Source organism: Lichenicola cladoniae (genome assembly GCF_013201075.1).
In the GTDB taxonomy this organism is placed as follows: domain Bacteria; phylum Pseudomonadota; class Alphaproteobacteria; order Acetobacterales; family Acetobacteraceae; genus Lichenicola; species Lichenicola cladoniae.
Map to the genome: position 1 here is coordinate 1770358 of NZ_CP053708.1, position 22882 is coordinate 1793239.

Below are 22882 nucleotides of genomic sequence, written 5' to 3' on the forward strand. Positions count from 1 at the left end.
GCCTTGGTCGTATCCGGGGGCATGGCCATATCCGGTGGACGCAGAGCGCCATTCGGAAGGCCTTCATGTTCGCAAGTCTCGCCCGCACCCTGTTCGGCTCAGCCAACGATCGCTCGCTCAAGGCGCACCAGCGCCGGGTGCCGGAGATCAACGTGCTGGAGCCGGCGATCCAGGCGCTCGACGATCAGGCCCTGGCCGGCAAGACCCAGGAGTTCCGCACCCGCATCGCCGGCGGCACCAGCCTCGACGAACTGCTGCCCGAGGCGTTCGCGGTGGTGCGCGAGGCCTCCCGCCGCGTGCTGGGCATGCGCCATTTCGATGTGCAGCTGGTCGGCGGCATGGTGCTGCATTCCGGCCGCATCGCCGAGATGCGCACCGGCGAGGGCAAGACCCTGGTCGGCACCCTGCCGGTGTATCTGAACGCACTCGCCGGCAAGGGCGTGCACGTGGTGACCGTCAACGACTACCTGGCGCGGCGCGATTCCGAGGAGATGGGGCAGCTCTACGCCTTCCTCGGCCTGTCGACCGGGGTGATCGTGCCGAACGTGCCCGACGAGGAACGCCGGGCCGCCTACGCCGCCGACGTCACCTACGGCACCAACAACGAGTTCGGCTTCGACTACCTGCGCGACAACATGAAGTACCGGCTGCAGGACATGGTGCAGCGGCCGTTCAACTACGCCATCGTCGACGAGGTGGATTCCATCCTGATCGACGAGGCGCGGACCCCTCTGATCATCTCCGGTCCGGCCGAGGACAGCTCCGACCTCTATCGCAGCGTGGACCTGCTGGTCGCCGAACTGGCCAAGGACCCGGCCACCTTCGACAAGGACGAGAAGTTCCGCAGCGTCATCCTGACCGAGCACGGCACCGAGACCATCGAGGAGATGCTGCGCCAGGCCGGCATCGTCACCGAGGGCGGGCTGTACGACGTGTCCAACATCTCGGTGGTGCATCACGTGCAGCAGTCGCTGCGGGCGCACACGCTGTTCTCGCGGGACGTCGACTACATCGTGCGTGCCGGCAAGGTGGTGATCATCGACGAGTTCACCGGCCGCATGATGGAGGGCAGGCGCTACGGCGACGGGCTGCACCAGGCGCTGGAGGCGAAGGAGCACCAGGAGATCCAGCAGGAGAACCAGACGCTCGCCTCGATCACCTTCCAGAATTATTTCCGCCTCTATCCGAAGCTGTCCGGCATGACCGGCACGGCGATGACCGAGGCCGACGAGTTCAACGAAATCTACAAGCTCGACGTGGTCGAGATCCCGACCAACGTGCCGGTGATCCGGCTCGACGGCGACGACGAGGTCTATCTCAGCGAGACCGACAAGTTCAATTCGGTCACCACGCTGATCGAGGAAGTCACGAAAACCGGCCAGCCGATCCTGGTCGGCACCACCTCGATCGAAAAGAGCGAGCAGCTTTCCGCGCTGCTGCATGAACGCAGGATTCCGCACAACGTGCTGAACGCGCGCTTCCACGAGATGGAGGCGACGATCATCGCGCAGGCCGGCGCGCCCGGCGCGATCACCATCGCGACCAACATGGCCGGGCGCGGCACCGACATCAAACTCGGCGGCAACGTCGAGATGCGTGTGCGCCAGGAGCTGCACGATCTCGAGGAACCCGAGCTCACGGCACGGGAGATGGCGTTGCGCGAGCAGGTCGCCGGCTTCCATGGCGTGGTCAAGGAAGCCGGCGGACTGTTCGTGATCGGCACCGAGCGACACGAGAGCCGCCGCATCGACAACCAGCTGCGTGGACGTTCGGGACGCCAGGGCGATCCGGGCGCGTCGCGGTTCTTCCTGTCGCTGCAGGACGATCTGATGCGCATCTTCGGCTCCGACCGTATGGCCGGCATGCTGCAGAAGATGGGCCTCAAGGCCGGCGAGGCGATCATCCATCCCTGGATCAACCGGGCGCTGGAGAAGGCACAGAAGAAGGTCGAGGCGCGCAACTTCGACACCCGCAAGAACCTGCTGAAATACGACGACGTGAACAACAGCCAGCGCAAGGAAGTCTATGCGCAGCGCAAGGAGTTCATGTCGTCCGAGGATGTCTCCGACATCGTCACCACCATGCGCAACGAGCTGGCCGACCAGATGGTGCGGGCCCGCATTCCAGAAAAGGCGTTCGCCGAGCAGTGGTCGAGTGCCGAGCTCGCCGAGGACCTGAAGCGCGTCCTGTCGCTCGACCTGCCGATCGAGGCCTGGGCGAAGGAGGACGGCATCGGCCTCGAGGAGGTGATGCAGCGGGTCGAGCAGGCGGCGGCACAGGCGGCGGCTGCAAAAGCCGCCAATTTCGGCCCGGCGGTGATGCGCTACATCGAGAAGCAGCTGCTGCTGAGCACCCTGGACACGGTCTGGAAGGAGCATCTGCTGCTGCTGGACCAGCTTCGCCAGGGCATCAGCCTGCGCGCGTACGGCCAGAAGGACCCGCTCAACGAGTACAAGAACGAGGCGTTCTCGCTGTTCAACGTCATGCTCGACGAACTACGCGAGCGGGTGACGGCGATGCTGTCCCGCGTCGAGGTGATGCCGCCGGCCGACGATCCGTTCCCGGGCCAGACGCTCGACGGGCTGGTCGCCGTGCATCCGGAGCCGCCCGGTGCGATCGAGGCGATGCATCCGGGTCCTGCCATGTTCTCCGATAGCGGGATGGGCAGTGCCAGCCTCCAGGAAACGATGGAGCCGCCGCCGGAATCCGTCCGGCTGGCCCCGTCGCATCCGCACCTCACCGCCGATCCCGCGACCTGGGTGGATACACCGCGAAACGCGTCCTGCCCGTGCGGGTCGGGCAACAAGTACAAGCATTGCCACGGCCGCGTCGCCTGATTCGCGCCGCGGCTGATTAGAGAAGCACCATGGCGGGTCATTCCCAGTTCAAGAACATCATGCACCGCAAGGGCGCGCAGGACGCGCGCCGGGCGCGGTCGTTCGCCCGTGCCATCCGGGAGATCACCGTCGCGGCGCGCTCCGGCCTGCCGGACCCGAGCACGAACTCGCGTCTGCGTGCCGCGATCTCGGCCGCGCAGAAGGTGAACATGCCCAAGGACACCGTCGAGCGGGCGATCAAGAAGGCAGCCGGGTCCGGCGGTGGCGACGACTATGTCGAGGTCCGCTACGAGGGCTACGGACCGGCGGGAGTCGCGGTGATCGTCGAGACGCTCACCGATAATCGCAATCGTACCGCGTCCGACGTACGCACGGCGTTCTCCAAGCATGGCGGCAGCCTCGGAGAGACGAACTCGGTATCGTTCATGTTCACCAGGCTCGGCGTGGTGAACTACCTGCCCGGTGCCGGGTCCGAGGACGACATGCTGGAGGCGGCGATCGAGGCCGGCGCCGACAATGTCGAAAGCGGCATCGAAGGCCACGAAATCACCTGCGCCACCGAGGCGTTCTTCACCGTGCGCGATGCGCTGGAAGCCCGGTTCGGCCCACCGGACAGCGCCAAGCTCGACTGGCGACCGAGCATGGTGGTGACGCTCGACGAGGAAAAGGGCGCCACGCTGCTCAAGCTCATCGATGCGCTCGACGAGAATGACGATGTGCAGGCGGTCTATGCCAATTTCGACCTGCCCGATGCGGTGGCCGAACGCCTGTCGGCATGACGCGCCTGCTGGGCATCGACCCCGGCTTGCGGTTCATGGGCTGGGGCATCCTGGAAATCGACGGCAACCGGCTGCGTCACATCGCCGACGGGGTGATCGCAACCGATGGCGAGCAGCCGGTGCCGCAACGGCTCAAGACGCTGCATGACGGGCTGGTCCAGCTTTTCGAGGCCTACCGCCCCGAGGAAGCCGCGGTCGAGGAAACCTACGTCAATCGCAGCGGCTCATCGACGCTGAAGCTCGGCTATGCTCGCGGCGTCGCTCTGCTGGCGCCGGCGCTGGCCGGGATCGCGGTGTCCGAGTACGGCGCGATGGAAGTGAAGCGCGCCGTGGTCGGCACCGGTGCCGCGACCAAGGACCAGGTCGAGATGATGGTGCGCCGCCTGCTCCCCGGCGCCACCATCCGCCGCGCCGATGCCGCCGACGCCCTCGCGGTGGCGATCTGCCACGCGCATCACCGCCAGAGCCGGTTGAGGGTCGCGGCCGGAACCCGGATGGCCTGAAGCAGCCGCCTGTTCGGCCGCGGCCTTTCCCCCCGACATCTCAGGCGGCCGGCAGACCAACGCGCAAGGCTCAGAACCTGCCGAGAACGCCTGACAGAACCGCCCGATCTGTTTGAAACGGATGAAGGCAGCCGAGGATGTTGAAGGCCAGGAAGATGTCGGCACGGCGCGCGTAGCGCACGCTCAGGCATCGAAAGCGGTTCAGCCAGGCATGGGTGCGTTCCGCCACTTAGGAATAGCACCCGAGACGATGGCTGTTGTCCACGCCACGCCTGGCGATACAAGCGCGACGCCACATATACGACACTCCTGTCGACAGCCGCGGTAGTCGAAGCCTCTACCTGCGTGTCGCTTGTTGGGCCGTCGTCGTCGGCCGCGCTTCCCGTTCCTTCCGAAGAAAGAGTATCCAGCGTCGGCACCACCATGCGGCCGTCATGCTGGCCAGCCACGATCAGTCGGATTTGGCCGGCTCGCATCATCCCCTTTTTTGCCTGAATAGACGCGCTGCCCAGCGCTGCACGGGGCCAGTCAAACTATCCTGCCGCGTGCAAACGCCCGAGCAGCACTCATGCAAAGCTGCCAGGACTTCCGCATCGTGCAAGTCGCGGAGACGTCGCTTGCTGCTCATGCCTGAGCGGCATCCCATCTCGGCTGCCACCATCCCCCAGGGCACACCCGATCCAGCACGAACAGGATGCCGCTCAGAGCCGCGCGGTCGATTAAGATAATTCAGAACCGGGTAAGGTCGCTACAATCAAGACAAACGATTGCTGGCTACAGTCAAAAATCGATACGAACGGTTTCTGCAACAGCCACTGTAAGCCACGACAAAGCTCATCCGACACGATACAGGAAATCAGATGCCTCACCTTAAGGCTGTCTCGTTGGTTTACGTTTCCAGCAGAGTATCCAGCTATGGCCTTGGAGCCTGTAGCCATCAGAAAATCACCGTCTAATAATAAAAATGTCATGATTGACAGCACGATCGTACGTGCTCATCAACATCGCACGTAAGGCCTAGAGAAATCTGGCTAGACCAGGCCGTCGAACGCTTCCAAGGAAGGCTGAGAATGGAAATCCATTCCAAGTTCTATGCCTTGCGCAATCCGGTGAGGCTCCTCCCGACCGGAAGACAGGCTGACGATCTTATTGTTGCCAATCATCTGCTACCGCGCATGGACGCAGACATTACGATCCCTGACAAAGCTGCCAACGTCAACGAGTTACCAAAGATCATGATCCGGAATTCTCTATGGCAAGTGCCCTGGCCCAAGATTCTTTATCCGAACTCGAGCGGCCCCGGTCCCTACTAACCGACATGAAAAAATCGAAAGCGAAGATCGAACAAGATCCCCGAGCGCACGAAGGATTCGCGCTTCGCGATCCTCAAGATCACTGTCATCCGAAAGCCATGCGAAGCACCTAAATCTCCTTGTCATTGAGTAAATCGGCACATCAAGCTTGCAAACAAGATCTCACACGTGTCAAAGCCACCTATAGGTGGCACAATAGCACCGTGGACTTGGAAAAATACATTGATATGACAAGTAAAAGGCAAAGATGTTACTTCGCCCCCGGTCTTGCGATGCTGATGTGCGTCATTGGGACTTTTGACTGCGCACGAGCTCAGACCACAGCACCGCAGCAGTACGTGATTATCTACGGTGAACTGGCAGCAAAGCTCAATGCCCAGGGCGAGGGCGAGCTACTACTTACTCAGCAGTCGGTGATATAAGCTACACTTGCCACTCTGAAGAATGAGCGCACCAGCTTGGGCATACGTTTGAGTTTGGCAAGCTGACCCTCGATCTTCTCGCCCAAGCTATCGCCCTTCCGCAATGGTGTTCTGGCTACACCGGTACGCTTGATGTGGCTCCACACGAGCTCGTCCGGGTTAAGATCGGGAGCGTAGCCGGGAAGAAAGTGAAGCGTCAGCATCCCGTTGGTTGATTGGATGTAGGCGTTCACGAGCTTTGTCTTGTGGGCTGGAAGACCATCGACTACGAGATGAACAGGCTTGCGGCGGTTACGCATCATCATCTTCAGTAGGACGATAAACAGCTCCGCGTTGAGGCCGCCCTGGTAGGTGCAATACCAGAACGCACCGCGAGCGTTGACGGCTGATGCCGCGCTGATCGACTGCCGTTGACCCGGGCGCTCGACAACCGGTGTTTGTCCCTTCTTGCCCCAGGTCTTCCCATGCACCGTATCGGCACGGAACCCCGATTCGTCCCAGAAGTAGATCTCGCCGCCCTCGCTTTTTGCTCTACTGGCAATAGAAGGAAACGTATCACGCTGCCACGTCTGGATGGCTTCAGGGTCGCGTTGATAAGCCCTCTGCAACGGCTTCTGCGGCGTGAGCTCCAGCCTCGCCAGTAGGGTGCCGACTGCCGTCAAGCCAATTTTGATGCCGAACTTCTCCTCGATCAAAGCGGAGATCATGGAGCGCGTCCAAAGACCGAAATCCAGACCATACTGACGAGGATCTTTCCCATTGACCCAAAGGAACACCTGCTGCTCCTGACTTGGCGTCAGACTGCGCGGCGGGCCCAGAGACTTTGTCGAATGCAGCGCCTCATCTCCCAGTTCAGGCGTTGACGCTGCTCTGAGCCATTTGTAGATCGTGGTCCGGCAGAAGCCATACGACGCTACGACAGAGGACGGCCGTTCACCGTCGCGAACGCGTTCAACTGCCATCAGCCGTATGGCTTCCAGCGTCCCATGATCAAAAGTTCGGCCATCTCTCTTCATGCCTGACCGTATCAAATGGCAGATACTAGTACAAGGGATTGTAGCCTATGTCACCGACTTGTGAGTAAACAGCTAGCCGAAATAGCCAAGCACCGGTTCGGTGCGGAATATTTTACGGTTAATTTCGAACTTGGCCGGCCAAGTGCTTTCAACATTACTGAGGTCTGGAGAGATGCCGAGGCATACGCTAACTTTTCCGGTTCTGGCAGCGTGCGGAAATTTACTACCATTTTGACCCCTATATTGCTCGCACCACTAGACGAGCGGGATGGAAACCCAGTCGCGCAATAAGACAGGAACTATCATTGGTAAGGTGATTTTATGATAAAAGTAATGTTCGTAGCGCTGATAGCATCGATCGGCGGATTCAAGTTCCGGAGCGAACACCCACGCCGAAGACTTTGTTTACACCAGCCTGCCCGGCCAGCAACATGCTGAATTGCTCGCTTGGCGTCGCGTAGTCGAGCGTCTTTCGAGGACGGCTATTCAGGCTGTCGGCAACGATGTCGAGATCGTCCTGATCCAAGCCCGACAGAGCCGTGCCTTTCGGGAAATACTGGCGCAGCAGACCATTGGTGTTTTCGTTGGAGCCACGCTGCCAAGGTGAGTGAGGGTCGGCGAAGAAGATCCTCATGCCAGTGCTCAGCGCCACGCTTTCGTGCTGTGCCATTTCCTTGCCTTGGTCGTAGGTCAGCGTCTTGCGCAAAGATGCGGGAATGGCATTCAGCGCGCCGGAGAAAGCGCTCGCCACCACATCGGACTTGCGCGTAGGCATGTGCACCAGCACCACAAAGCGGCTTGTCCGCTCGACCAACGTGCCGATGGCACTCGCTCCGCCGGTGCCCAGAATAAGATCGCCTTCCCAATGGCCCGGGACCAGCCGGCCCTCGATTTCCTCAGGTCGTTCCTTGATGTTGGTCATGTTGCAAAGTTTGCCGCGGCGTTCGCTGCCCTTTGGCTTGCGGCCGCGCATTGGCTTGTCCTGTCGCAAATACGAGATCAGCTCACGGCGTAGTTCACCGCGCGGCAAGGCGTAAATCGCCGTGTAGATTGCCTCGTGCGATACCGACAGACCAGGTGGCTGCTCCGTTCCCGCCTCCATCCGCTTACGCCTGCCCGATATCTGCTCGGGGGACCAACCCAGACGCAAAAGCCCCGCCACACGGCCGAACAGCTCACCATCATGCGCCAGAACAGGCCTGCGTCCAGTCAGGCGACGATCTGCCTCGGCCTGCGTCGCCGCAGCCTGCGCCCGGTAGGAGGTCGCGCCGCCATGCCGATTGATCTCGTCCGAAATCATGCCCGCAGAGCGATCCAAGTCGCGTGCAATCGCCCGCACGCCCCAGCTATCACAAAGGCGAACCTCGATCATCGATCGATCAAACACCGTTAGCTTACGTCGTTGCCCTGCCATCCCACCACCCTACACCCGTTGGCCCGGCGTGGGTGTTCGCTCCGGAACTTGAATCCGCCATCATATTATCCAACCCCGCGCTTGCCGCGCCGGATGGACCAGTCCTGGTGGTCGCGCACGTGGATTTAACGCCGGATGGCCTAGCCCAGGGACTGCCTATCCTCGAGCAATTCGCGCAGCAGAGCAAAGCCGACAGGGGCGTAGAGTCATTCGAGTTGATCACCTGGGCAAAAACAAACAATCATTTTCAAGTGATTCAAATTTACAGCTCACTCCAAGCCTTCGACAACCATGTTCGAGCTTCACATACTGTAAACTTTCGCAGTGCGCTGCAGCCGTTCATCGGTGCACCTTATGACGAACGGCTTTATTTACCCTCGAATTCTGCATCGAGATAATAACAGGACGCGTGGTGACGTGGCGCCCGGCATGAACGAGGCTATTGGCAAAATCCTCCGGCGGCAGCGTGAGCTCCATAGCTTCCTCGAGCCGCTGGTTCTGCTGGTCCAGGCGTCTGGTTGCTAAACCAGGCGCCGATCTACCAAGTGCCTCAGATATGGATGCCGCCCGCGACCTCGATGCGCTGAGCATTGACCCACCGGAACTCGTCGGAGAGCAGGGCGGCAATGACCGGCCCGACATCCTCGGGGTGGCCGACGCGGCCAAGTGCCGTATTCGCGGCGAGCGCCTTCCCGACCTCAGGATTGTCCCGCACCATGCCGCCGCTGAAGTCGGTGGCGATCGGGCCGGGTGCGACGACATTCACCGAAATCCTGCGTGGCCCGAGCTCGAGGGCCATGTAGCGCGACAACGCCTCGACCGCGGCCTTCATCGGGCCATAGACGGATCGTCCGGCGAACGCGAAGCGTGCCAGGCCGGACGAGATGTTCACGATGCGGCCGCCATCCACCATCAACGGCAGCAGCTTCTGGCTCAGCAGGAACGGCCCCTTGAAGTGGACGGCATACTGCTCGTCGAGCTGTGCTTCCGTGGCCTCGGTGAATGTCGCGGCCGATGAGGTGCCGGCGTTGTTCACCAGATAGTCGAAATGCTCGGCCCCCATTTCTGTAAGCGTATGACGCACGCTCGAAACGAAGCCGTCGAAGGATGCGGCTTTCCCGACATCGAGCTTCAACGCGACCGCCGGTGCGCCAGCCTCTCCGGCGAGGGAAACGACCTTGTCGGCTTCGGCGCGATTGGTGTTGTAGGTGAGGATCGAGCGAACGCCGCGCGCTGCAAGACGCAGGACGGTGTCGCGCCCGATGCCGCGGCTGCCGCCGGTGATGAGTGCGATAGAAGATTGCATGGGCATGGGGCCCTCCATTCGTTGACGACAACCAGTTAAGGCGGTTCCACGACCGGATTTAGAGGGGCATTGCCGTCATCACTGTTTTGCGGCACGGAACAATCATCATGGATCGTTTCGACAGCCTCCGATTGTTCGTCCGCATCGTCGATCGGGGCAGCTTCAGCGCCGCGGCCGCCGACCTGGGCATCTCGCGCCCGGTCGCGACCGCGACGATCAAGGGGCTGGAAGAGCGGCTTGGCACGCGGCTGCTGCAGCGCTCCACGCGCCACGTCCAGCCGACCGTCGAGGGAGATGCCTACTACCGGCGCTGCATGGCGATCCTCGCCGACATCGAGGATGCCGACCGGGCGGCAAGCGGGGCAGTGACCGGGCTGCTGCGGGTCGACCTGGTCGGCTACGTCGCCCGCACGATTTTGCTCCCGGCGCTTCCCGGCTTCCTCGCGCAGCATCCGGCACTGGTCGTCCATCTTGGCGAGGGTGAACGCTTCGTCGACCTGGTCCGCGAGGGCGTCGATTGCGTGGTACGCGCAGGCGCCCTCGAGGATAGCGATATGGTGGGGCGGCGGCTGGGGATCATGCATGAGGTCACCTGCGCCAGTCCCGCCTATCTCGCCCGGCATGGCGTCCCGACCGCGCCTGATCGGTTGGACGGCCATGTCATGGTCGGCTTCGTGTCGTCGCGCACCGGACAGGTGATGCCTCTGGAATTCACCGTGGACGGGCGAATGGTGGAGGTGACGCTGCCAGCCCGGGTGCTGGTCAACTCCACCGATACGAGCGCGGCGGCGGCCCGGCTCGGGCTGGGCCTCCTTCAGGCGCCGCGCTACCGTTTCAGGAACGATCTCGCCTCGGGCGCCCTGGTGGAGGTGCTGGCCGAGTTCCCGCCGGCTCCGACTCCTCTCTCTGTCCTCTACCCGAGCAATCGCCAGCTTTCCCATCGTGTCAGGATATTCGTCGACTGGCTGGTCGATACGCTCGAGCCGTTATTCACCGACGAAAAACCGAAGCGTTGACCCGAACATCTGCCGTGCCGGATCGTGCACGCTACTGTAATGTTGTATCGGCAATCTCGAACGATCCCGTCAGTCAGACCGGTTCCGACTGCGTAACGGAAGACACTTGTTTGAGTATCCACCGTCGCCGGCGTCCACTGCTTGACCCGGACCAGCCTCGGGCGCCGCAGGATCGTTACGGATCGCCCGGCCATACGCCCGCCGCGGTTCCGGCATCCATTTGAAACCACCGCCGTCTGATGCAGGGCGGCTGGTTCGTCCCGGGGGGACCGCGCGATGGCCGAGCCTATCATCGAGACCGCCCGGCTGCTGATGCGGCCACCCCGCGAGTGCGACCTCGATGGATGGGCGGCGTTCGGAGCTGACGAGGTCGCCACGCGGTATCTCGGCGGCGTGCAGGGTCGGCCCGAGGCCTGGCGCAGCCTGGCAGGTGCGGCCGGGAGCTGGTCGCTGCTGGGGTTCGGCGTCTTCTCGGTCATCCTCCGCGAGACCGGACAATGGATCGGGCGGGTCGGACCGCTACGACCGGAGGGCTGGCCGGCCGCCGAGATCGGCTGGGGCCTGCTGCCGGCGTTCTGGGGCAGGGGTTACGCGATCGAGGCCGCGACCGCCGCCGCATCGTTCGCCTTCGAGCAACTCGGCTGGGATGCGATCGGCCACGTCATCGACCCGGCCAACCAGGCCTCGATCGTCGTGGCTCGCGCCCTCGGCTCGCACCTGATCGGCCGGACGCAACTGCCCGAGCCCTACACCAAGGACCATGTCGATCTCTGGGGCCAGAGCAGGGCGGAGTGGCGGGCGCGTCACGCCACGATACCGGCACGCCCGTCCGATGGCTCCGTGTTCACCGTGTCCAACTCGGTCGATGCCGAGACCGAGGCGGCGATCGAGCATGGGCTGGATGGCTACAACCAGTCGCAGGTCGGACCGGAGTCCCGCCGCCCGCTCTGGGTCACCTGCCGTGACGCCGGGGGCAGGGTCATCGGGGGCGCCCGATGCGTGGTGCTGTGGCAGTGGCTGCTGGTGAACTGGCTCTGGGTCGAGGAGGCCCATCGTCGGTCGGGCCTCGGGTCGGACCTGCTGCGCCGTGCCGAGCAGGCGGGTATCGCCGAAGGCTGCACCGGCGCGATGCTGAACACGTTCAGTTTCCAGGCACCGGATTTCTACCGAAGCCACGGCTACGCGGTATTCGGCAAGCTGGGCGACTTCCCGGTTCGCCACACGCGTTACTGGATGTCGAAAGCCCTGGCCCCGACCGTCGATTGAAAAAGCCCCGGATCGTGCTGCGACGGCCGACGTCGCCGAGGGGCCTGCAAAGCGGGGTGTGAACTGTCATGGTGGGGCGGACGGGCGCGACGGCGCCGGCAGCGAGGAGAACGACGATGGACATCAAACGCAGCGGCTCGGTCCCGTCCGTGGCGGGACCCGCGGACTGGTTCACCGGCGCGGTCCGGATCGATGCCCGGTTCCAGGCCACCGAGCCGGCGCGCGTCGGCGGCGCGACCGTGACGTTCGAGCCCGGAGCCCGCACGGCCTGGCATACCCATCCGCTCGGCCAGACCTTGATCGTTCTGTCCGGGCTGGGCCTCGTGCAGCGCCAGGGCGGCGCGATCGAGGAGATCCGCCCCGGTGATATCGTCTGGTTTCCCCCGGGCGAGAAGCATTGGCACGGTGCGTCGTCCGCGGTCGCCATGAGCCATATCGCGATCGCCGAATCGCTGGACGGCAAGGCGGTCGACTGGCTGGAGAAGGTGACCGACGACCAGTACGGCGCCGGCAGCACGATGTCGTAGCGGACGGCCCCGCGGATATCCCTCCCGCCCCGGTCAGGAACCGACGCATGCGTACCATCAGCAAGGACACAAGGCTCTGCATGTCGTTGTCGGCACGGCCGGGCAATTTCGGGACGCGGTTCCAGAACCACCTCTACCAGGCGATGGAGCTGGACTTCATCTACAAGGCCTTCACCACAACGGACCTGCCGGGTGCCGTCGGCGGGATCCGGGCACTCGGCATACGCGGCTGCGCGATCTCGATGCCGTTCAAGGAAGCCTGCATCCCGATGCTCGATGGGCTCGATCCCTCGGCGGCGGCGATCGGTTCGGTCAACACCATCGTCAACGATGACGGCGTGCTGCGCGGCTTCAACACCGACTACATCGCCATCGACCGGCTGATCGACCGCCACGCCCTGTCCGCCGGAAGCACGCTGCTGCTGCGCGGCAGCGGCGGCATGGGCAAGGCGGTCGCGTCCGCCTTCCGCGACCGCGGCTTTGCGAACGGTACGATCGTGTCCCGCAACGAAAGCGCCGGCCGTGTCCTGGCCGAGAGTTGCGGCTGGGAGTGGCAAGCGGAGCCGGAAGGGTTGCAGGCGGACCTGCTGGTCAACGTGACCCCGCTCGGAATGGCCGGCGGCGCCGAAGCCGATACGCTGGCGTTCCCGGAGTCCGTGATCCAAACTACAACGATCGTGTTCGATGTCGTTGCAGCACCTGTCGAGACACCGCTGATCCGTGCCGCGAGGAGACTGGACATCCCGGTCATCACGGGCGATGCGGTCATGGTGCTGCAGGGCGTCGAGCAGTTTGTGCTCTACACGGGCGTGCGCCCGACCGATGCACAGCTCCAAGCAGCGTCCAAGGCGGCACTGCGCTAGTCGGCAAGTCTGGTGCTCGCTGCGTCTGCTGCAGGTCAGCTTGGTGTGGCCACCGGACGCACGTCCTCAACTCGTCAACAGCGGCTATGCGCCAGAACCAGAAGTTCCAGCGGCAATAACCGTCTCTCGTTAGCGGACATAGAAGCGACCAGCCGCAGAAAGTGTTTATCGCTCTAATGCTCCAGCCCAATTTGCATCCCAGGCCTTCAGGGCCTGAGTGATCGCTGCACCGAAGGCATCCGCCGCAACGCCGTCTCGGGCCTGGATCGAAAGTCCCACAAGAACCCCTTCGAAGAGGGTGGACAAACCCGTAACGTCCGTCTCTGGGCGCAACAATCCATCGGCGACACCGGCTTCGACGCAGGCGAAAATCGCCGCTCGGTTTGCAGCGCGTTCGGCGGCTGTCACTGCTCGCACCGACGTACCGCCCGTCGAGCAGATCGTCGAGGACAAGGTCACCATGCAACCCGCTGGGTGCGCAGCTCCGGTCTGCATCACTGCGGAACGGCGCAGCGCCTGCTCAAGACGCGCCCGTGGGGAAAGACTGGTATCGCGCAGAGCCTCGACCACCCGCCCGTGGATGCTGAGGTAGCGGCTCAGAGCCTCCCGGTAGAGCGCCTCTTTAGCTCCGAACGCCGCATAGAAGCTCGCCGACGAAATCCCACCCATCGCCTGGCGAAGCTGATCCAGAGAGACCCCTTCGTAACCATGCTCCCAAAACAGGTGCATCGCCGTGCCGAGTGCCTCGTCACGATCGAAGTTTCGCGGCCGACCGGTGCGCGCCATGTTCCTCTCCTCAAGTTATTTATGAAGTAGTCGGTCCAGAAGTCATTGACAACGGCCCCTAGGAGGTAACTTATGGAACGATCGGTCCGTAAGTGAGGCGCAGCATGTCAGCAACTACATCGGTCGATATACATGACGAACGGGACGTCCTGCCGCTAGCGGCTCTCCTGGCGCTCGCAATGACCGGCTTCACGGCCATTCTGACCGAGACGTTGCCCGCTGGTCTGCTGCCACTGATGGCTCATGGTCTTAACGTTTCCGAAGCGCTGGCAGGCCAAAGTGTCACGGCTTACGCGGTAGGCACGCTGATCGCCGCGATTCCACTCACGGCCTGGACGCAAGCTCAACGACGCAAGCCGACCCTGCTGGCCGCGATCGCAGGCTTCCTGTTGTTCAACACGATCACCGCCGTCTCCGCGAACTTCTGGATGACGCTCGGAGCCCGGTTCTTCGCCGGCGTGGCCTCAGGTCTCGCCTGGGGCATCTTGGCAGGCTATGCGCGGCGGATGGTGACCGGCCGTCTGAAGGGCCGCGCACTTGCGGTGGCCATGGTGGGAACGCCGATCGCCTTGTCGCTCGGAGTCCCGGTCGGCACCTTCTTGGGCGCGGCACTCGGGTGGCGCGCGGCCTTCCTGGCGATGTCCGCCACCACGATCGTGCTGATCCTCTGGGTAATGTGGAAGGTGCCTGACTTTCCCGGGCAGGCCTCGCATCAGCGCATGTCGATCCACGCCGTGTTCGCGACGCCGGGCATCCGGCCAATCCTGGCGGTGATCTTCGCGTGGATGACCGCACACAACATCCTCTACACCTACATCGCACCTTTCGCGCGGCTGGCTGGATTGCAGGCGCGCGTCGACCTTCTCCTCCTCGGCTTTGGCCTGTCGGCGCTTGCCGGGATCTGGGTCACCGGCGTGCTCGTCGACCGCATGCTGCGCCGCTTGGCGCTCGTCAGCCTGATCGGCTTCGTCGTCGTCGCACTCGCGCTCAGCCTATTTCCGACGAACCCTGTCGTCACGATCGCAGGCGTTCTCGTGTGGGGTCTGTCGTTCGGCGGCGCTGCGACTCAGCTCCAGACCGCGTCGGCCGACGCGGCCGGAAACGGCGTCGACCTCGCCAACGCGATGATCACCACCGTGTGGAACGGCGCCATCGCAGCGGGCGGCATCGTCGGCGGCCTGTTGCTTGAACATGCGGGTGCCAACAGCTTTCCCTGGGCGGTCCTCGCCCTGTCCGCCGTCGCCTTCTGCATCGCGTCGATCGCGCGCGGGCACGCCTTTAAGCCTGGCCCGCGCAGTCACGCCTGAACCCATTCCTCCATCGAAGGACATCGTCATGCTGACCTCCCTGCTGAAGCGAAGCGCCATCGCGCTCGCCCTGACGACCACACTTTCGGCACACGCAGCGCCTGCCGCTCACGCGCAGCCACCGCACGAGGAGTTTCCGATCCCGGCGGGCTTCTCGCCCAGCTATCGGGAGGTCGACGGCATTAGACTGCACTACGTAAAGGGTGGCGCCGGCCCGCTCGTCCTGCTCGTCCACGGCTTCGGCCAGACCTGGTATGAGTGGCATCAACTCATGCCGCTGCTGGCAAAGAACCACAGCGTGATCGCGGTGGACCTTCCCGCACTTGGCTTGTCGGACGCACCACGTTCCTATGCCGGCCAGGACGTGGCACCTGTACTCTACGATTTCGCGAAAAGCTTCAGCCCGAAAGCGCCGTTCGACCTAGTCGCGCATGACATCGGCATCTGGAACACCTATCCAATGGCAGTCGCACACCAATCCGATATCCACAGGCTGGTCTATATGGAAGCTCCAATCCCGGACGACAGGCTCTACCAGTTCCCCGCCTTCACGCCGCGGGGTGAATCACTCGTCTGGCACTTCAGCTTCTTCTCTGCGAACGACGATCTAGCCGATCGACTGGTGACTGGCCACGAACGCTTCTTCATCGAGCACTTCATCAAGGTGCACGCCACCAACAAAGACGTCTTCACGCCGAAGCTTCTCGACCTCTACGGCCACTCTTATGCGAAACCCCAGACACTGCACGGAAGTTTTGAATACTATCGCGCGCTGAACGAGACTGTGCGCCGCAACAAGCCGCTTGCGGCGACCAAGCTAACCATGCCGGTGCTCGCCATCGGCGGGGGCGGCAATGGGGGTCTGGGCAAGTTCGAAGGCGATCAGCTCCGCGACTACGCGACGAACGTGCAAGGGGAAGTTCTGCCCGGATGCGGTCACTGGTTACCGGAGGAATGTCCCGCCACACTTGACCCGATGGTCGTCAACTTTCTGAACGCTCGATAAGAGCGGGATGATCAGAAGTCTGGTCGCGTTGAACATTGGCTCCTCACCCAATTTGCCCGAAAGCGGACCAGCCGCTTTCGGCCAGTTGACGACACACCGACTTTTTGATTGCATTATCGTGTCGACCGGCTTCGCGTTTCAGGAGCGAAGCCTTCTGCAACGCTCGGAGACGTCGACGTGCTGGCAACCTCGAACCATTGGACTTGGCCTCGCTCGACTGCGGCGGAGCGTCTTCAACTGGGAAAGCCATGAAGGTCGTTCACCGTGACCTGGCACGTCTTGCCGTCGCAAGCTTGGCGATACTGTCGGCCTGCGCCTTGCAACCGCCGGCTTGGCGTAGCGCCGCGCTGACGGTTTCCGCGAAGGACGATGACGGGTCGGCTGTTCAGCTCGTTGGAAAGGTCTGCCGACCAGCGGCAGATGCCAAGAGCCCGGTCGTGATCATCAACCACGGTTCTCCGCCCTCAGCGCGACAACGTCTCACGGAGGCCATGGCGGCCTGCGACGACGAGGCGCTGACCTGGTTCTTGAGCCGAGGCTTCGTGGTTGTTCAGGTGCTCCGACGCGGCTATGGGGAGAGCGGTGGCACATGGGCCGAGGATTACGGCCGTTGTTCAAATCCTGACTTCGTGACCGCGGGCCTTGAGACGGCGAGCGATATCGACGCTGCGGTCAAGGCGGCCACAGCGCTCCCCTACGTCGATCCAAGCCATGTGGTTGTGCTTGGCCAATCCGCGGGCGCCTGGGGGACGCTGGCCTATGGCAGCCTCGGCCCCTCGGGCGTAGCCGCCCTTGTAGCCGTAGCGCCCGGTCGCGGCGGCCACAGGAGTGATATTCCTAACCGCAACTGTAACCCGGAGCATCTGGTCGCGGCGGCCGGACGCTTTGGAAGCACCTCACCGATGGAAGTTCTGTGGCTGAACACAAGGAACGACAGGTATTTTGCACCCAAGCTCGTGTTGAATATGCAGCAGGCCTTCACCCGGGCGGGTGGAAAAGTTACCGTAGTAAATCTCGGTTCTTACGACGATGACGGACATCAGATCTTTTTCGGCGACGGCGGCAGCGCGATGTGGGGGCCAGTGGTCGCGGCCTATCTCACCCAGAAGCACGTACCGATGGCGCTGCCCGGACCAGAAGTCCGCTGATCGAGGGCGTCGGTGCAGGAGCGTGGCCTCGGGCTGACTGAAAAAATTAGAACTTGCCTAAGCTCAGCGAGGTCGTTGAGCCGCTCGGAAGCGGAACAGCCGGTCCCGGGGAGATCCAGCCGGACGGATCGGCGCAGCAGGTGCCGGCTGGTCGAGAGGGCTATGCTGAGAGGTGTCGAGCATCGGATTAACCCGGAACGATCCGGCCCCTGTCATGAGGCCGGACGGGCCGGCCATTCCCGCGCGAGCATCGCGAACACAAATTCGCTGCCGTACGTGCCCTTGAAATAGACATGCTCGACGAAGTGCGCTTCCTGCCGAAAACCCAGTCGGCGGAACAGCCCGACTGCTGCATGATTATCTGCATCGGTAATCGCGAACACGCGATGCTTGCCGAGTTCGTCGAACAGATACACCAATACCCGTCGTACCGCTTCCGCGCCGTAGCCCTGTCGCTGATGCGACCGGGACAGGGTGATGCCGAGTTCCACCTGGTTCGTGTCGCTCTCCAGGAAATGCAGCCCGCAATCCCCGACCATCATGTTCGACGCAGTCTCGATAAGCGCCAGTTGCAGCCAGGTGCCCGGAAGATCCGGTTCCAGATCCTCCTGTTCGGCAATCAGCGCGATCGCATCCGCCTCGTCGAAACCGGTCCAGGACTGGTATCGTGCGACCTGCGGATCCGATCGGTAGCCGCACAGGCCGGCCGCGTCCGACGCGAGCAACGGCCGCAGGATCAGGCGTTGCGAGGTCAGGCCGGCGAACATTCGTGTCATCGCCCGAGCCTAGGCGTGTCCCGACGCCGGCCACAAGAACTCGCGCCAATGGCGTGCTACCCTGGTTCGCGACAGCCACCCCTGCGGGAAATCCTCGTGTTGCTCCTGACCCATCCGTCTCGCCGCTGCCGCTCGCCGGCAGGCTCGCCTTGATCGCCCAGCTCACCGGCCTGATCGCCCATATCGACGGGGATCGCTGCATCGTCGACGTCAACGGCGTCGGATATCTGGTGCAGGCCTCCACCCGCACCCTGTCGGCGCTACCGCACCCGCCGGAGGTGGCGCGGGTGCTGGTCGAGACCGTGGTGCGGGAGGACGCGATCCTGCTCTACGGGTTCGCCGATACCGCCGAGCGCGACTGGTTCCGGCTGCTCACCACCGTGCAGGGGGTCGGCGCCAAGGTGGCACTGGGCGTGCTGTCGGCGCTGTCGCCACGCGACCTGATCGCGGTCATCGCCGCCGGCGATCGCTCCAGCCTGACCAAGGCGCCCGGCGTCGGCGCCCGCCTCGCCGAGCGCATCCTGAGCGAACTCAAGGACAAGGCGGGCGGGATGCCGAGCAGCACGGCGGGCGGCGGCATCTCGGTGTCCGGATTGTCCAGCGGCGGCGTCGAGGGCGATGCGCTGGCGGCACTCGCCGGGCTCGGCTTCCGTCGCGTCGAGGCGCATCCGGTGGTGGTCCGCATCATCGACCGGCTGGGCAAGGATGCACGGCTCGACGTGGTCATCCGCGACAGCCTGAAGGAGCTCGCCCGATGAGCGATTCGCGGGACAGCCGCACCATAGACCCGAAGCGCGCGGACGAGGATGCCCCCGAGGCCTCGCTGCGGCCGCAGGTGCTCGCGGAGTTCGTCGGCCAGAAGGCAAGCCGGGAAAACCTGTCGATCTTCATCCAGGCGGCACGCGGCCGCGGCGAGGCGCTGGATCACGTGCTGCTGCATGGGCCGCCCGGCCTCGGCAAGACCACGCTGGCGCAGATCGTCGCGCGCGAACTCGGGGTCGGGTTCCGGGCCACCTCCGGGCCGGTGATCCAGCGATCGGGCGACCTTGCCGCGATCCTGACCAACCTGCAGCCGCGCGACGTGCTGTTCATCGACGAGATCCATCGCCTGCAGCCGGCGATCGAGGAAATCCTGTATCCGGCGATGGAGGATTTCCAGCTCGACCTGATCATCGGCGAGGGCCCTGCAGCGCGGTCCGTGCGGATCGACCTTTCGCCGTTCACCCTTGTCGCCGCCACCACCCGCGCCGGCCTGCTGGCGACCCCGCTCCGCGACCGCTTCGGCATCCCGCTGCGGCTGATTTTCTATACCCACGACGAGCTGCGGCTGATCGTCGCCCGCGGTGCCGAGAAGCTGCGGTTCGCGCTGACCGACGAGGGCGCGCAGGAGATCGCCATGCGGTCGCGCGGCACCCCACGCGTCGCCGGCCGGCTGCTGCGCCGGGTGCGGGATTTCGCATCGGTCGGCCGCACCGGCAGCGGTCCGGTCGATCGCGCGCTGGCCGATGCGGCCCTGTCCCGGCTCGAGGTCGACGCGCTCGGGCTGGACGCGATGGACCGGCGCTACCTGAAGCGCATCGCCGAGCATCATCACGGTGGTCCGGTGGGTGTCGAGACGCTGGCGGCGGCGCTGGCCGAGGCACGCGACACGCTCGAGGACGTGGTCGAGCCGTTCCTGATCCAGGAAGGTCTGGTGCTGCGGACCAGCCGGGGCAGGGTGCTGGCCGATCGTGGCTGGAAGCATCTCGGCCTGAAGCCGCCACCGGCGGACCGGCTCGGCCAGTTCGACCTGCTAGCCGAGGATTAGACGCGATGGCGGCGCACCATGTGCAGTTCCGCGTCTATTACGAGGATACCGACGCCGGCGGGGTGATGTACCACGCGCAGTATCTCGCCTTCGCCGAGCGCGGCCGCAGCGAGGCACTGCGCGATGCCGGAGCGTCGGCGGCGTCCCTGCTCGAGCAGCACGGCATTGCCTTCGTGGTCCGCCGGGCATCGCTCGAATATCTCCGGCCGCTGCGACTCGACGATCTCGTAACAATCACCACAGAGGTTGCCGAGTGTCGCTCCGCAAGCGTGCGTCTGCGACAGACTTTGTCACGCGACGGGGTGGTGCACGCCACGATCGACGTGACGCTCGCGACCATCCGGATGAGCGATGGCCGACCCGTACGCATGCCCGAGCCATGGGCTGGGATAATGGCGTCGCTCGTCGCATCCGGCGAGACGGCCATCGCGTGAGCCGAAGCCTGCCCGCGCATTAAAACGTGGCCACATGCAACAGGCTACGGGACAAAGCTTCTGCTTCGGTTGAAAACCCTCTAGGTAGGCGCGGCGAAGTGGCAGCCTCAGGCACCGAAGTTCGATTTCGGTGCCCGATGCTGTCCGAACGGCGGAATGGAGGCGCGTTTGGATCGGGCGGTTGATGCGGCGAATCTGGCTGCGGCCTCGGGTGGGGATCTGTCGCTCTGGGGCCTGTTCGTGCAGGCTTCCTTCGTCGTCAAGCTGGTGATGCTCGGGCTGATTGCCGCCAGCATCTGGGTCTGGGCGATCATCTTCGAGAAGACCATCTCGGTTCGCCGCGCCAACAAGCAGGCGGCCGGCTTCGAGGATCGGTTCTGGTCCGGCGGCAGCCTGGACGATCTGTACGAGACCGAGGGCGCCAAGCCGTCGCATCCGATAGCCGCCGTGTTCGGTGCCGCGATGGGCGAATGGCGACGCAGCGCGCGTGTCGCGGGTGCGGACCTCAGCCGCGGCAGCGTCAGCGAGCGGGTCGATCGTGCCATGGCGATCACCGTCACGCGCGAGCTGGAACGGCTGGAGCGCTGGATGATCTTCCTCGCAACGGTCGGTTCGACGGCGCCGTTCATCGGACTGTTCGGCACGGTCTGGGGCATCATGCATTCGTTCTCGGCGATCGCGGCGATGCACAACACCAATCTGAGCGTGGTCGCCCCGGGTATCGCGGAGGCACTGTTCGCCACCGCGATCGGCCTGGTCGCGGCGATCCCGGCGGTCATCGCCTACAACAAGATCAACAGCGACCTGGCGCGGTTCGCCGCCCGGCTCGAGGCGTTCGGCACCGAGTTCGGCGCGATCCTGTCGCGTCAGTCCGAAGAGAGGGCCTGAACCATGGCGATGCAGCTTGGCGGCGGCGGACGTGGTCGCGGACGCAGCCGGTACCGGCCGATGTCCGACATCAACGTGACCCCTCTGGTCGACGTCATGCTTGTGCTGCTCATCATCTTCATGGTGACGGCGCCGCTGATGACCAGCGGCGTGAATGTCGACCTGCCGAAGACCAATGCATCGCCGGTCAATGCCGATACCAAGCCGATCACCCTGACCATCAAGTCCGACGGCTCCCTCTATCTGGGTGACGACGTGGTGACCAACGACGAGCTCGTGGCGAAGCTGCAGGCGGCGGCGCAGAACGATTCCGCCCATCGGATCTTCGTGCGCGGCGACCAGCACATCGACTACGGGCGCGTGATGCAGGTCATGGGCACGATCACGTCGGGCGGCTTCACCCATGTGGCACTGCTCGCCGAGCAGCCGACCGGCGGCAAGTGAGACAGGCGGATCTCTCCTGAGCGTGGCGACCATGGCCCGTACACGACGTGACGATAATCATGGACTGAAGCGGGCTGCCCTGATTTCGGGCGGCATCCACCTGCTGTTGCTGCTGGCGTTCATCATCGTGATCCCGCCGGTCACCAAGCCGCCCGAGCCGCCCGAGCAGCCGTCGGTCGAGATGGACTTTGCCGGTCCGCCCGCCAAGGCGCGCAAGGGCGACCAGCCGACACCCAAGCCGGTGCCGGCTCCGTCGCAGGTGGCCAAGGAAGCCCCGGTCTCGCCGACCCCGCCCGAGCCGGTCCCGGTCGAGGAGCCGCCGCCGCCGCCGCCACCACCGACCCCGGTGCCGCCGCCGCCGGACGCGGTACAGACGCCGGTGCCGCCGATCGATATCCCGCCCAAGATCCAGGCGCCGTCGCCGGATCCGGTGAAGGCCCCGCCGCCGAAGCCGGCCCCGCCGGCGCCGAGCCATGCGGTGTCGCCGCCGGTGCCGCATCCGCAGCCCGAACTGCCGAAGATGACGATGCCGTCGCACATGACGCAGCCCAACAAGACCACCAACGCCACGCCGGACACGCATTCCCTGCTGGCGACATTGGAGAAGTTCAGGGCCGATCAGCCGCAGACCCATCCGCCGAAGTCGCGCGCTAACCCGGACCAGGGCGGCTCGCCGTCGCGGGCCGGCGACGTGACCGGGTCGCTCAGCGCCGGCGCGCAGAAGGCCATCGGCAGCTCGGTGCGTCGTTGCTATTCTGAAGACACCGAAGCCAAGAACTACGCGCAGTTCACCGCGCATCTGCTGGTGACGGTCGATGCGAGCGGCGAGGCGCGCCTCGTGAACTTCAAGCCGGATACCGCCGCGCGCATGGCAGCCGACCCGGGCTACCGGGCGTTGGCGGAACGCGCCCGCGACGCGGTGCTGAACCCGACCTGCTCGCATCTGCCCATCCCCGCCAACCTGCTGGGCAAGACCCAGCAGCTCAGTTTCGTCTTCCGCCCGTGACGGGCCAGAGCATGGAGA

23 protein-coding genes are annotated in these 22882 nt (G+C 64.1%); 18 read left to right on the top strand and 5 right to left on the bottom strand.

All coding sequences use genetic code 11. The features are described 5' to 3' along the window. The first annotated feature begins 65 nt into the window (after positions 1-65). The 4 genes from secA to HN018_RS08160 all read left to right on the top strand — a co-directional run bounded on the left by secA (position 66) and on the right by HN018_RS08160 (position 5432). Positions 66-2837, top strand: a complete 2772-nt coding sequence (gene secA, locus HN018_RS08145; protein ID WP_171837105.1) for a preprotein translocase subunit SecA — start codon at positions 66-68, stop codon at positions 2835-2837. Between the two features lie 29 nt (positions 2838-2866). After that, complete coding sequence (locus HN018_RS08150) at positions 2867-3616, top strand: YebC/PmpR family DNA-binding transcriptional regulator (protein ID WP_171837106.1); 750 nt, start codon at positions 2867-2869, stop codon at positions 3614-3616. Beyond that, positions 3613-4119, top strand: a complete 507-nt coding sequence (ruvC, locus tag HN018_RS08155) for a crossover junction endodeoxyribonuclease RuvC (RefSeq protein ID WP_171837107.1) — start codon at positions 3613-3615, stop codon at positions 4117-4119. Before HN018_RS08150 ends, ruvC begins: the two co-directional genes overlap by 4 nt. 1070 nt (positions 4120-5189) lie before the next feature. Continuing rightward, positions 5190-5432 (top strand): hypothetical protein, encoded by a 243-nt coding sequence (locus HN018_RS08160; RefSeq protein ID WP_171837108.1) that lies wholly within the window; start codon positions 5190-5192, stop codon positions 5430-5432. Between the two features lie 403 nt (positions 5433-5835). On the opposite strand, the gene HN018_RS08165 is transcribed toward HN018_RS08160, so the two are convergent. Together HN018_RS08165 and HN018_RS08170 are read right to left on the bottom strand one after the other, a co-directional pair. Continuing rightward, positions 5836-6870, bottom strand: a complete 1035-nt coding sequence (locus tag HN018_RS08165) for an IS630 family transposase (RefSeq protein WP_171837663.1) — start codon at positions 6868-6870, stop codon at positions 5836-5838. Between the two features lie 367 nt (positions 6871-7237). Then, entirely contained in the window at positions 7238-8284 is a 1047-nt protein-coding gene (locus tag HN018_RS08170; protein WP_172443453.1) for an IS30 family transposase, read from the bottom strand. Positions 8285-8316: 32 nt separating this feature from the next. Here HN018_RS08170 and HN018_RS08175 point away from each other — a divergent pair, with 32 nt between their 5' ends. Further along, complete coding sequence (locus tag HN018_RS08175) at positions 8317-8682, top strand: putative quinol monooxygenase (RefSeq protein WP_172443467.1); 366 nt, start codon at positions 8317-8319, stop codon at positions 8680-8682. Positions 8683-8834: 152 nt separating this feature from the next. On the opposite strand, the gene HN018_RS08180 is transcribed toward HN018_RS08175, so the two are convergent. Next, a complete protein-coding gene (locus HN018_RS08180) occupies positions 8835-9596 on the bottom strand; it encodes an SDR family NAD(P)-dependent oxidoreductase (RefSeq protein WP_171836019.1) in 762 nt (253 codons plus the stop codon). A gap of 101 nt (positions 9597-9697) precedes the next feature. Between HN018_RS08180 and HN018_RS08185 the strand changes: the two genes are divergently transcribed. The 4 genes from HN018_RS08185 to HN018_RS08200 all read left to right on the top strand — a co-directional run bounded on the left by HN018_RS08185 (position 9698) and on the right by HN018_RS08200 (position 13262). After that, positions 9698-10606 carry a LysR family transcriptional regulator gene (locus tag HN018_RS08185; protein WP_171836018.1) on the top strand — a complete coding sequence of 303 codons (909 nt, stop codon included), beginning with the start codon at positions 9698-9700 and terminating at the stop codon, positions 10604-10606. Positions 10607-10882: 276 nt separating this feature from the next. After that, positions 10883-11872, top strand: coding sequence for a GNAT family N-acetyltransferase (locus HN018_RS08190; RefSeq protein WP_171836017.1), 990 nt, complete (start codon positions 10883-10885; stop codon positions 11870-11872). Between the two features lie 116 nt (positions 11873-11988). Further along, positions 11989-12399: a (R)-mandelonitrile lyase gene (locus tag HN018_RS08195; protein ID WP_171836016.1), complete on the top strand. Its 411-nt coding sequence runs from the start codon at positions 11989-11991 to the stop codon at positions 12397-12399. A gap of 47 nt (positions 12400-12446) precedes the next feature. Continuing rightward, positions 12447-13262, top strand: a complete 816-nt coding sequence (locus tag HN018_RS08200) for a shikimate 5-dehydrogenase (RefSeq protein ID WP_171836015.1) — start codon at positions 12447-12449, stop codon at positions 13260-13262. Between the two features lie 165 nt (positions 13263-13427). Here the strand turns inward: HN018_RS08200 and HN018_RS08205 are convergent, their stop codons facing one another. Continuing rightward, positions 13428-14048, bottom strand: coding sequence for a TetR/AcrR family transcriptional regulator (locus tag HN018_RS08205; protein WP_171836014.1), 621 nt, complete (start codon positions 14046-14048; stop codon positions 13428-13430). Between the two features lie 104 nt (positions 14049-14152). Here HN018_RS08205 and HN018_RS08210 point away from each other — a divergent pair, with 104 nt between their 5' ends. The 3 genes from HN018_RS08210 (at position 14153) to HN018_RS08220 (ending at position 17509) form a co-directional block, all read left to right on the top strand. Then, entirely contained in the window at positions 14153-15355 is a 1203-nt protein-coding gene (locus HN018_RS08210; protein ID WP_204259700.1) for an MFS transporter, read from the top strand. Positions 15356-15383: 28 nt separating this feature from the next. Further along, complete coding sequence (locus HN018_RS08215; protein ID WP_171836012.1) at positions 15384-16361, top strand: alpha/beta fold hydrolase; 978 nt, start codon at positions 15384-15386, stop codon at positions 16359-16361. A 248-nt stretch (positions 16362-16609) separates the two neighbouring features. After that, positions 16610-17509, top strand: coding sequence for an alpha/beta hydrolase family protein (locus HN018_RS08220; RefSeq protein WP_171836011.1), 900 nt, complete (start codon positions 16610-16612; stop codon positions 17507-17509). Positions 17510-17721: 212 nt separating this feature from the next. On the opposite strand, the gene HN018_RS08225 is transcribed toward HN018_RS08220, so the two are convergent. Further along, entirely contained in the window at positions 17722-18285 is a 564-nt protein-coding gene (locus HN018_RS08225; RefSeq protein ID WP_171836010.1) for a GNAT family N-acetyltransferase, read from the bottom strand. 149 nt (positions 18286-18434) lie between these two features. Between HN018_RS08225 and ruvA the strand changes: the two genes are divergently transcribed. The 6 genes from ruvA to HN018_RS08255 all read left to right on the top strand — a co-directional run bounded on the left by ruvA (position 18435) and on the right by HN018_RS08255 (position 22864). Continuing rightward, positions 18435-19043 carry a Holliday junction branch migration protein RuvA gene (ruvA, locus tag HN018_RS08230; protein WP_171836009.1) on the top strand — a complete coding sequence of 203 codons (609 nt, stop codon included), beginning with the start codon at positions 18435-18437 and terminating at the stop codon, positions 19041-19043. Beyond that, on the top strand, positions 19040-20092 hold the full coding sequence (ruvB, locus tag HN018_RS08235) for a Holliday junction branch migration DNA helicase RuvB (protein ID WP_171836008.1): 1053 nt from the start codon (positions 19040-19042) through the stop codon (positions 20090-20092). The genes ruvA and ruvB overlap by 4 nt, the downstream gene beginning before the upstream one ends. A gap of 5 nt (positions 20093-20097) precedes the next feature. Continuing rightward, positions 20098-20526, top strand: a complete 429-nt coding sequence (ybgC, locus tag HN018_RS08240) for a tol-pal system-associated acyl-CoA thioesterase (RefSeq protein WP_275434260.1) — start codon at positions 20098-20100, stop codon at positions 20524-20526. 156 nt (positions 20527-20682) lie between these two features. Next, positions 20683-21414, top strand: a complete 732-nt coding sequence (tolQ, locus tag HN018_RS08245) for a protein TolQ (protein ID WP_171836007.1) — start codon at positions 20683-20685, stop codon at positions 21412-21414. 3 nt (positions 21415-21417) lie between these two features. Further along, a complete protein-coding gene (gene tolR, locus HN018_RS08250; RefSeq protein ID WP_171836006.1) occupies positions 21418-21858 on the top strand; it encodes a protein TolR in 441 nt (146 codons plus the stop codon). A 31-nt stretch (positions 21859-21889) separates the two neighbouring features. Then, a complete protein-coding gene (locus HN018_RS08255; protein ID WP_171836005.1) occupies positions 21890-22864 on the top strand; it encodes an energy transducer TonB in 975 nt (324 codons plus the stop codon). Positions 22865-22882: the final 18 nt, after the last annotated feature.

Excerpts from the sequence above, each read along its gene's own strand:
- tolR (WP_171836006.1), top strand. The coding sequence starts at position 21,418 with ATGGCGATGCAGCTTGGCGGCGGCGGACGTGGTCGCGGACGCAGCCGG.
- HN018_RS08165 (WP_171837663.1), bottom strand. The coding sequence starts at position 6,870 with ATGAAGAGAGATGGCCGAACTTTTGATCATGGGACGCTGGAAGCCATA.
- HN018_RS08190 (WP_171836017.1), top strand. The coding sequence starts at position 10,883 with ATGGCCGAGCCTATCATCGAGACCGCCCGGCTGCTGATGCGGCCACCC.
- HN018_RS08255 (WP_171836005.1), top strand. The coding sequence starts at position 21,890 with ATGGCCCGTACACGACGTGACGATAATCATGGACTGAAGCGGGCTGCC.
- HN018_RS08225 (WP_171836010.1), bottom strand. The coding sequence starts at position 18,285 with ATGACACGAATGTTCGCCGGCCTGACCTCGCAACGCCTGATCCTGCGG.
- ybgC (WP_275434260.1), top strand. The coding sequence starts at position 20,098 with ATGGCGGCGCACCATGTGCAGTTCCGCGTCTATTACGAGGATACCGAC.
- HN018_RS08160 (WP_171837108.1), top strand. The coding sequence starts at position 5,190 with ATGGAAATCCATTCCAAGTTCTATGCCTTGCGCAATCCGGTGAGGCTC.
- HN018_RS08180 (WP_171836019.1), bottom strand. The coding sequence starts at position 9,596 with ATGCCCATGCAATCTTCTATCGCACTCATCACCGGCGGCAGCCGCGGC.
- HN018_RS08150 (WP_171837106.1), top strand. The coding sequence starts at position 2,867 with ATGGCGGGTCATTCCCAGTTCAAGAACATCATGCACCGCAAGGGCGCG.
- ruvB (WP_171836008.1), top strand. The coding sequence starts at position 19,040 with ATGAGCGATTCGCGGGACAGCCGCACCATAGACCCGAAGCGCGCGGAC.
- HN018_RS08210 (WP_204259700.1), top strand. The coding sequence starts at position 14,153 with ATGTCAGCAACTACATCGGTCGATATACATGACGAACGGGACGTCCTG.
- ruvC (WP_171837107.1), top strand. The coding sequence starts at position 3,613 with ATGACGCGCCTGCTGGGCATCGACCCCGGCTTGCGGTTCATGGGCTGG.
- HN018_RS08215 (WP_171836012.1), top strand. The coding sequence starts at position 15,384 with ATGCTGACCTCCCTGCTGAAGCGAAGCGCCATCGCGCTCGCCCTGACG.
- HN018_RS08185 (WP_171836018.1), top strand. The coding sequence starts at position 9,698 with ATGGATCGTTTCGACAGCCTCCGATTGTTCGTCCGCATCGTCGATCGG.
- HN018_RS08200 (WP_171836015.1), top strand. The coding sequence starts at position 12,447 with ATGCGTACCATCAGCAAGGACACAAGGCTCTGCATGTCGTTGTCGGCA.
- HN018_RS08195 (WP_171836016.1), top strand. The coding sequence starts at position 11,989 with ATGGACATCAAACGCAGCGGCTCGGTCCCGTCCGTGGCGGGACCCGCG.
- secA (WP_171837105.1), top strand. The coding sequence starts at position 66 with ATGTTCGCAAGTCTCGCCCGCACCCTGTTCGGCTCAGCCAACGATCGC.
- HN018_RS08220 (WP_171836011.1), top strand. The coding sequence starts at position 16,610 with ATGAAGGTCGTTCACCGTGACCTGGCACGTCTTGCCGTCGCAAGCTTG.
- HN018_RS08170 (WP_172443453.1), bottom strand. The coding sequence starts at position 8,284 with ATGGCAGGGCAACGACGTAAGCTAACGGTGTTTGATCGATCGATGATC.
- HN018_RS08205 (WP_171836014.1), bottom strand. The coding sequence starts at position 14,048 with ATGGCGCGCACCGGTCGGCCGCGAAACTTCGATCGTGACGAGGCACTC.
- tolQ (WP_171836007.1), top strand. The coding sequence starts at position 20,683 with ATGGAGGCGCGTTTGGATCGGGCGGTTGATGCGGCGAATCTGGCTGCG.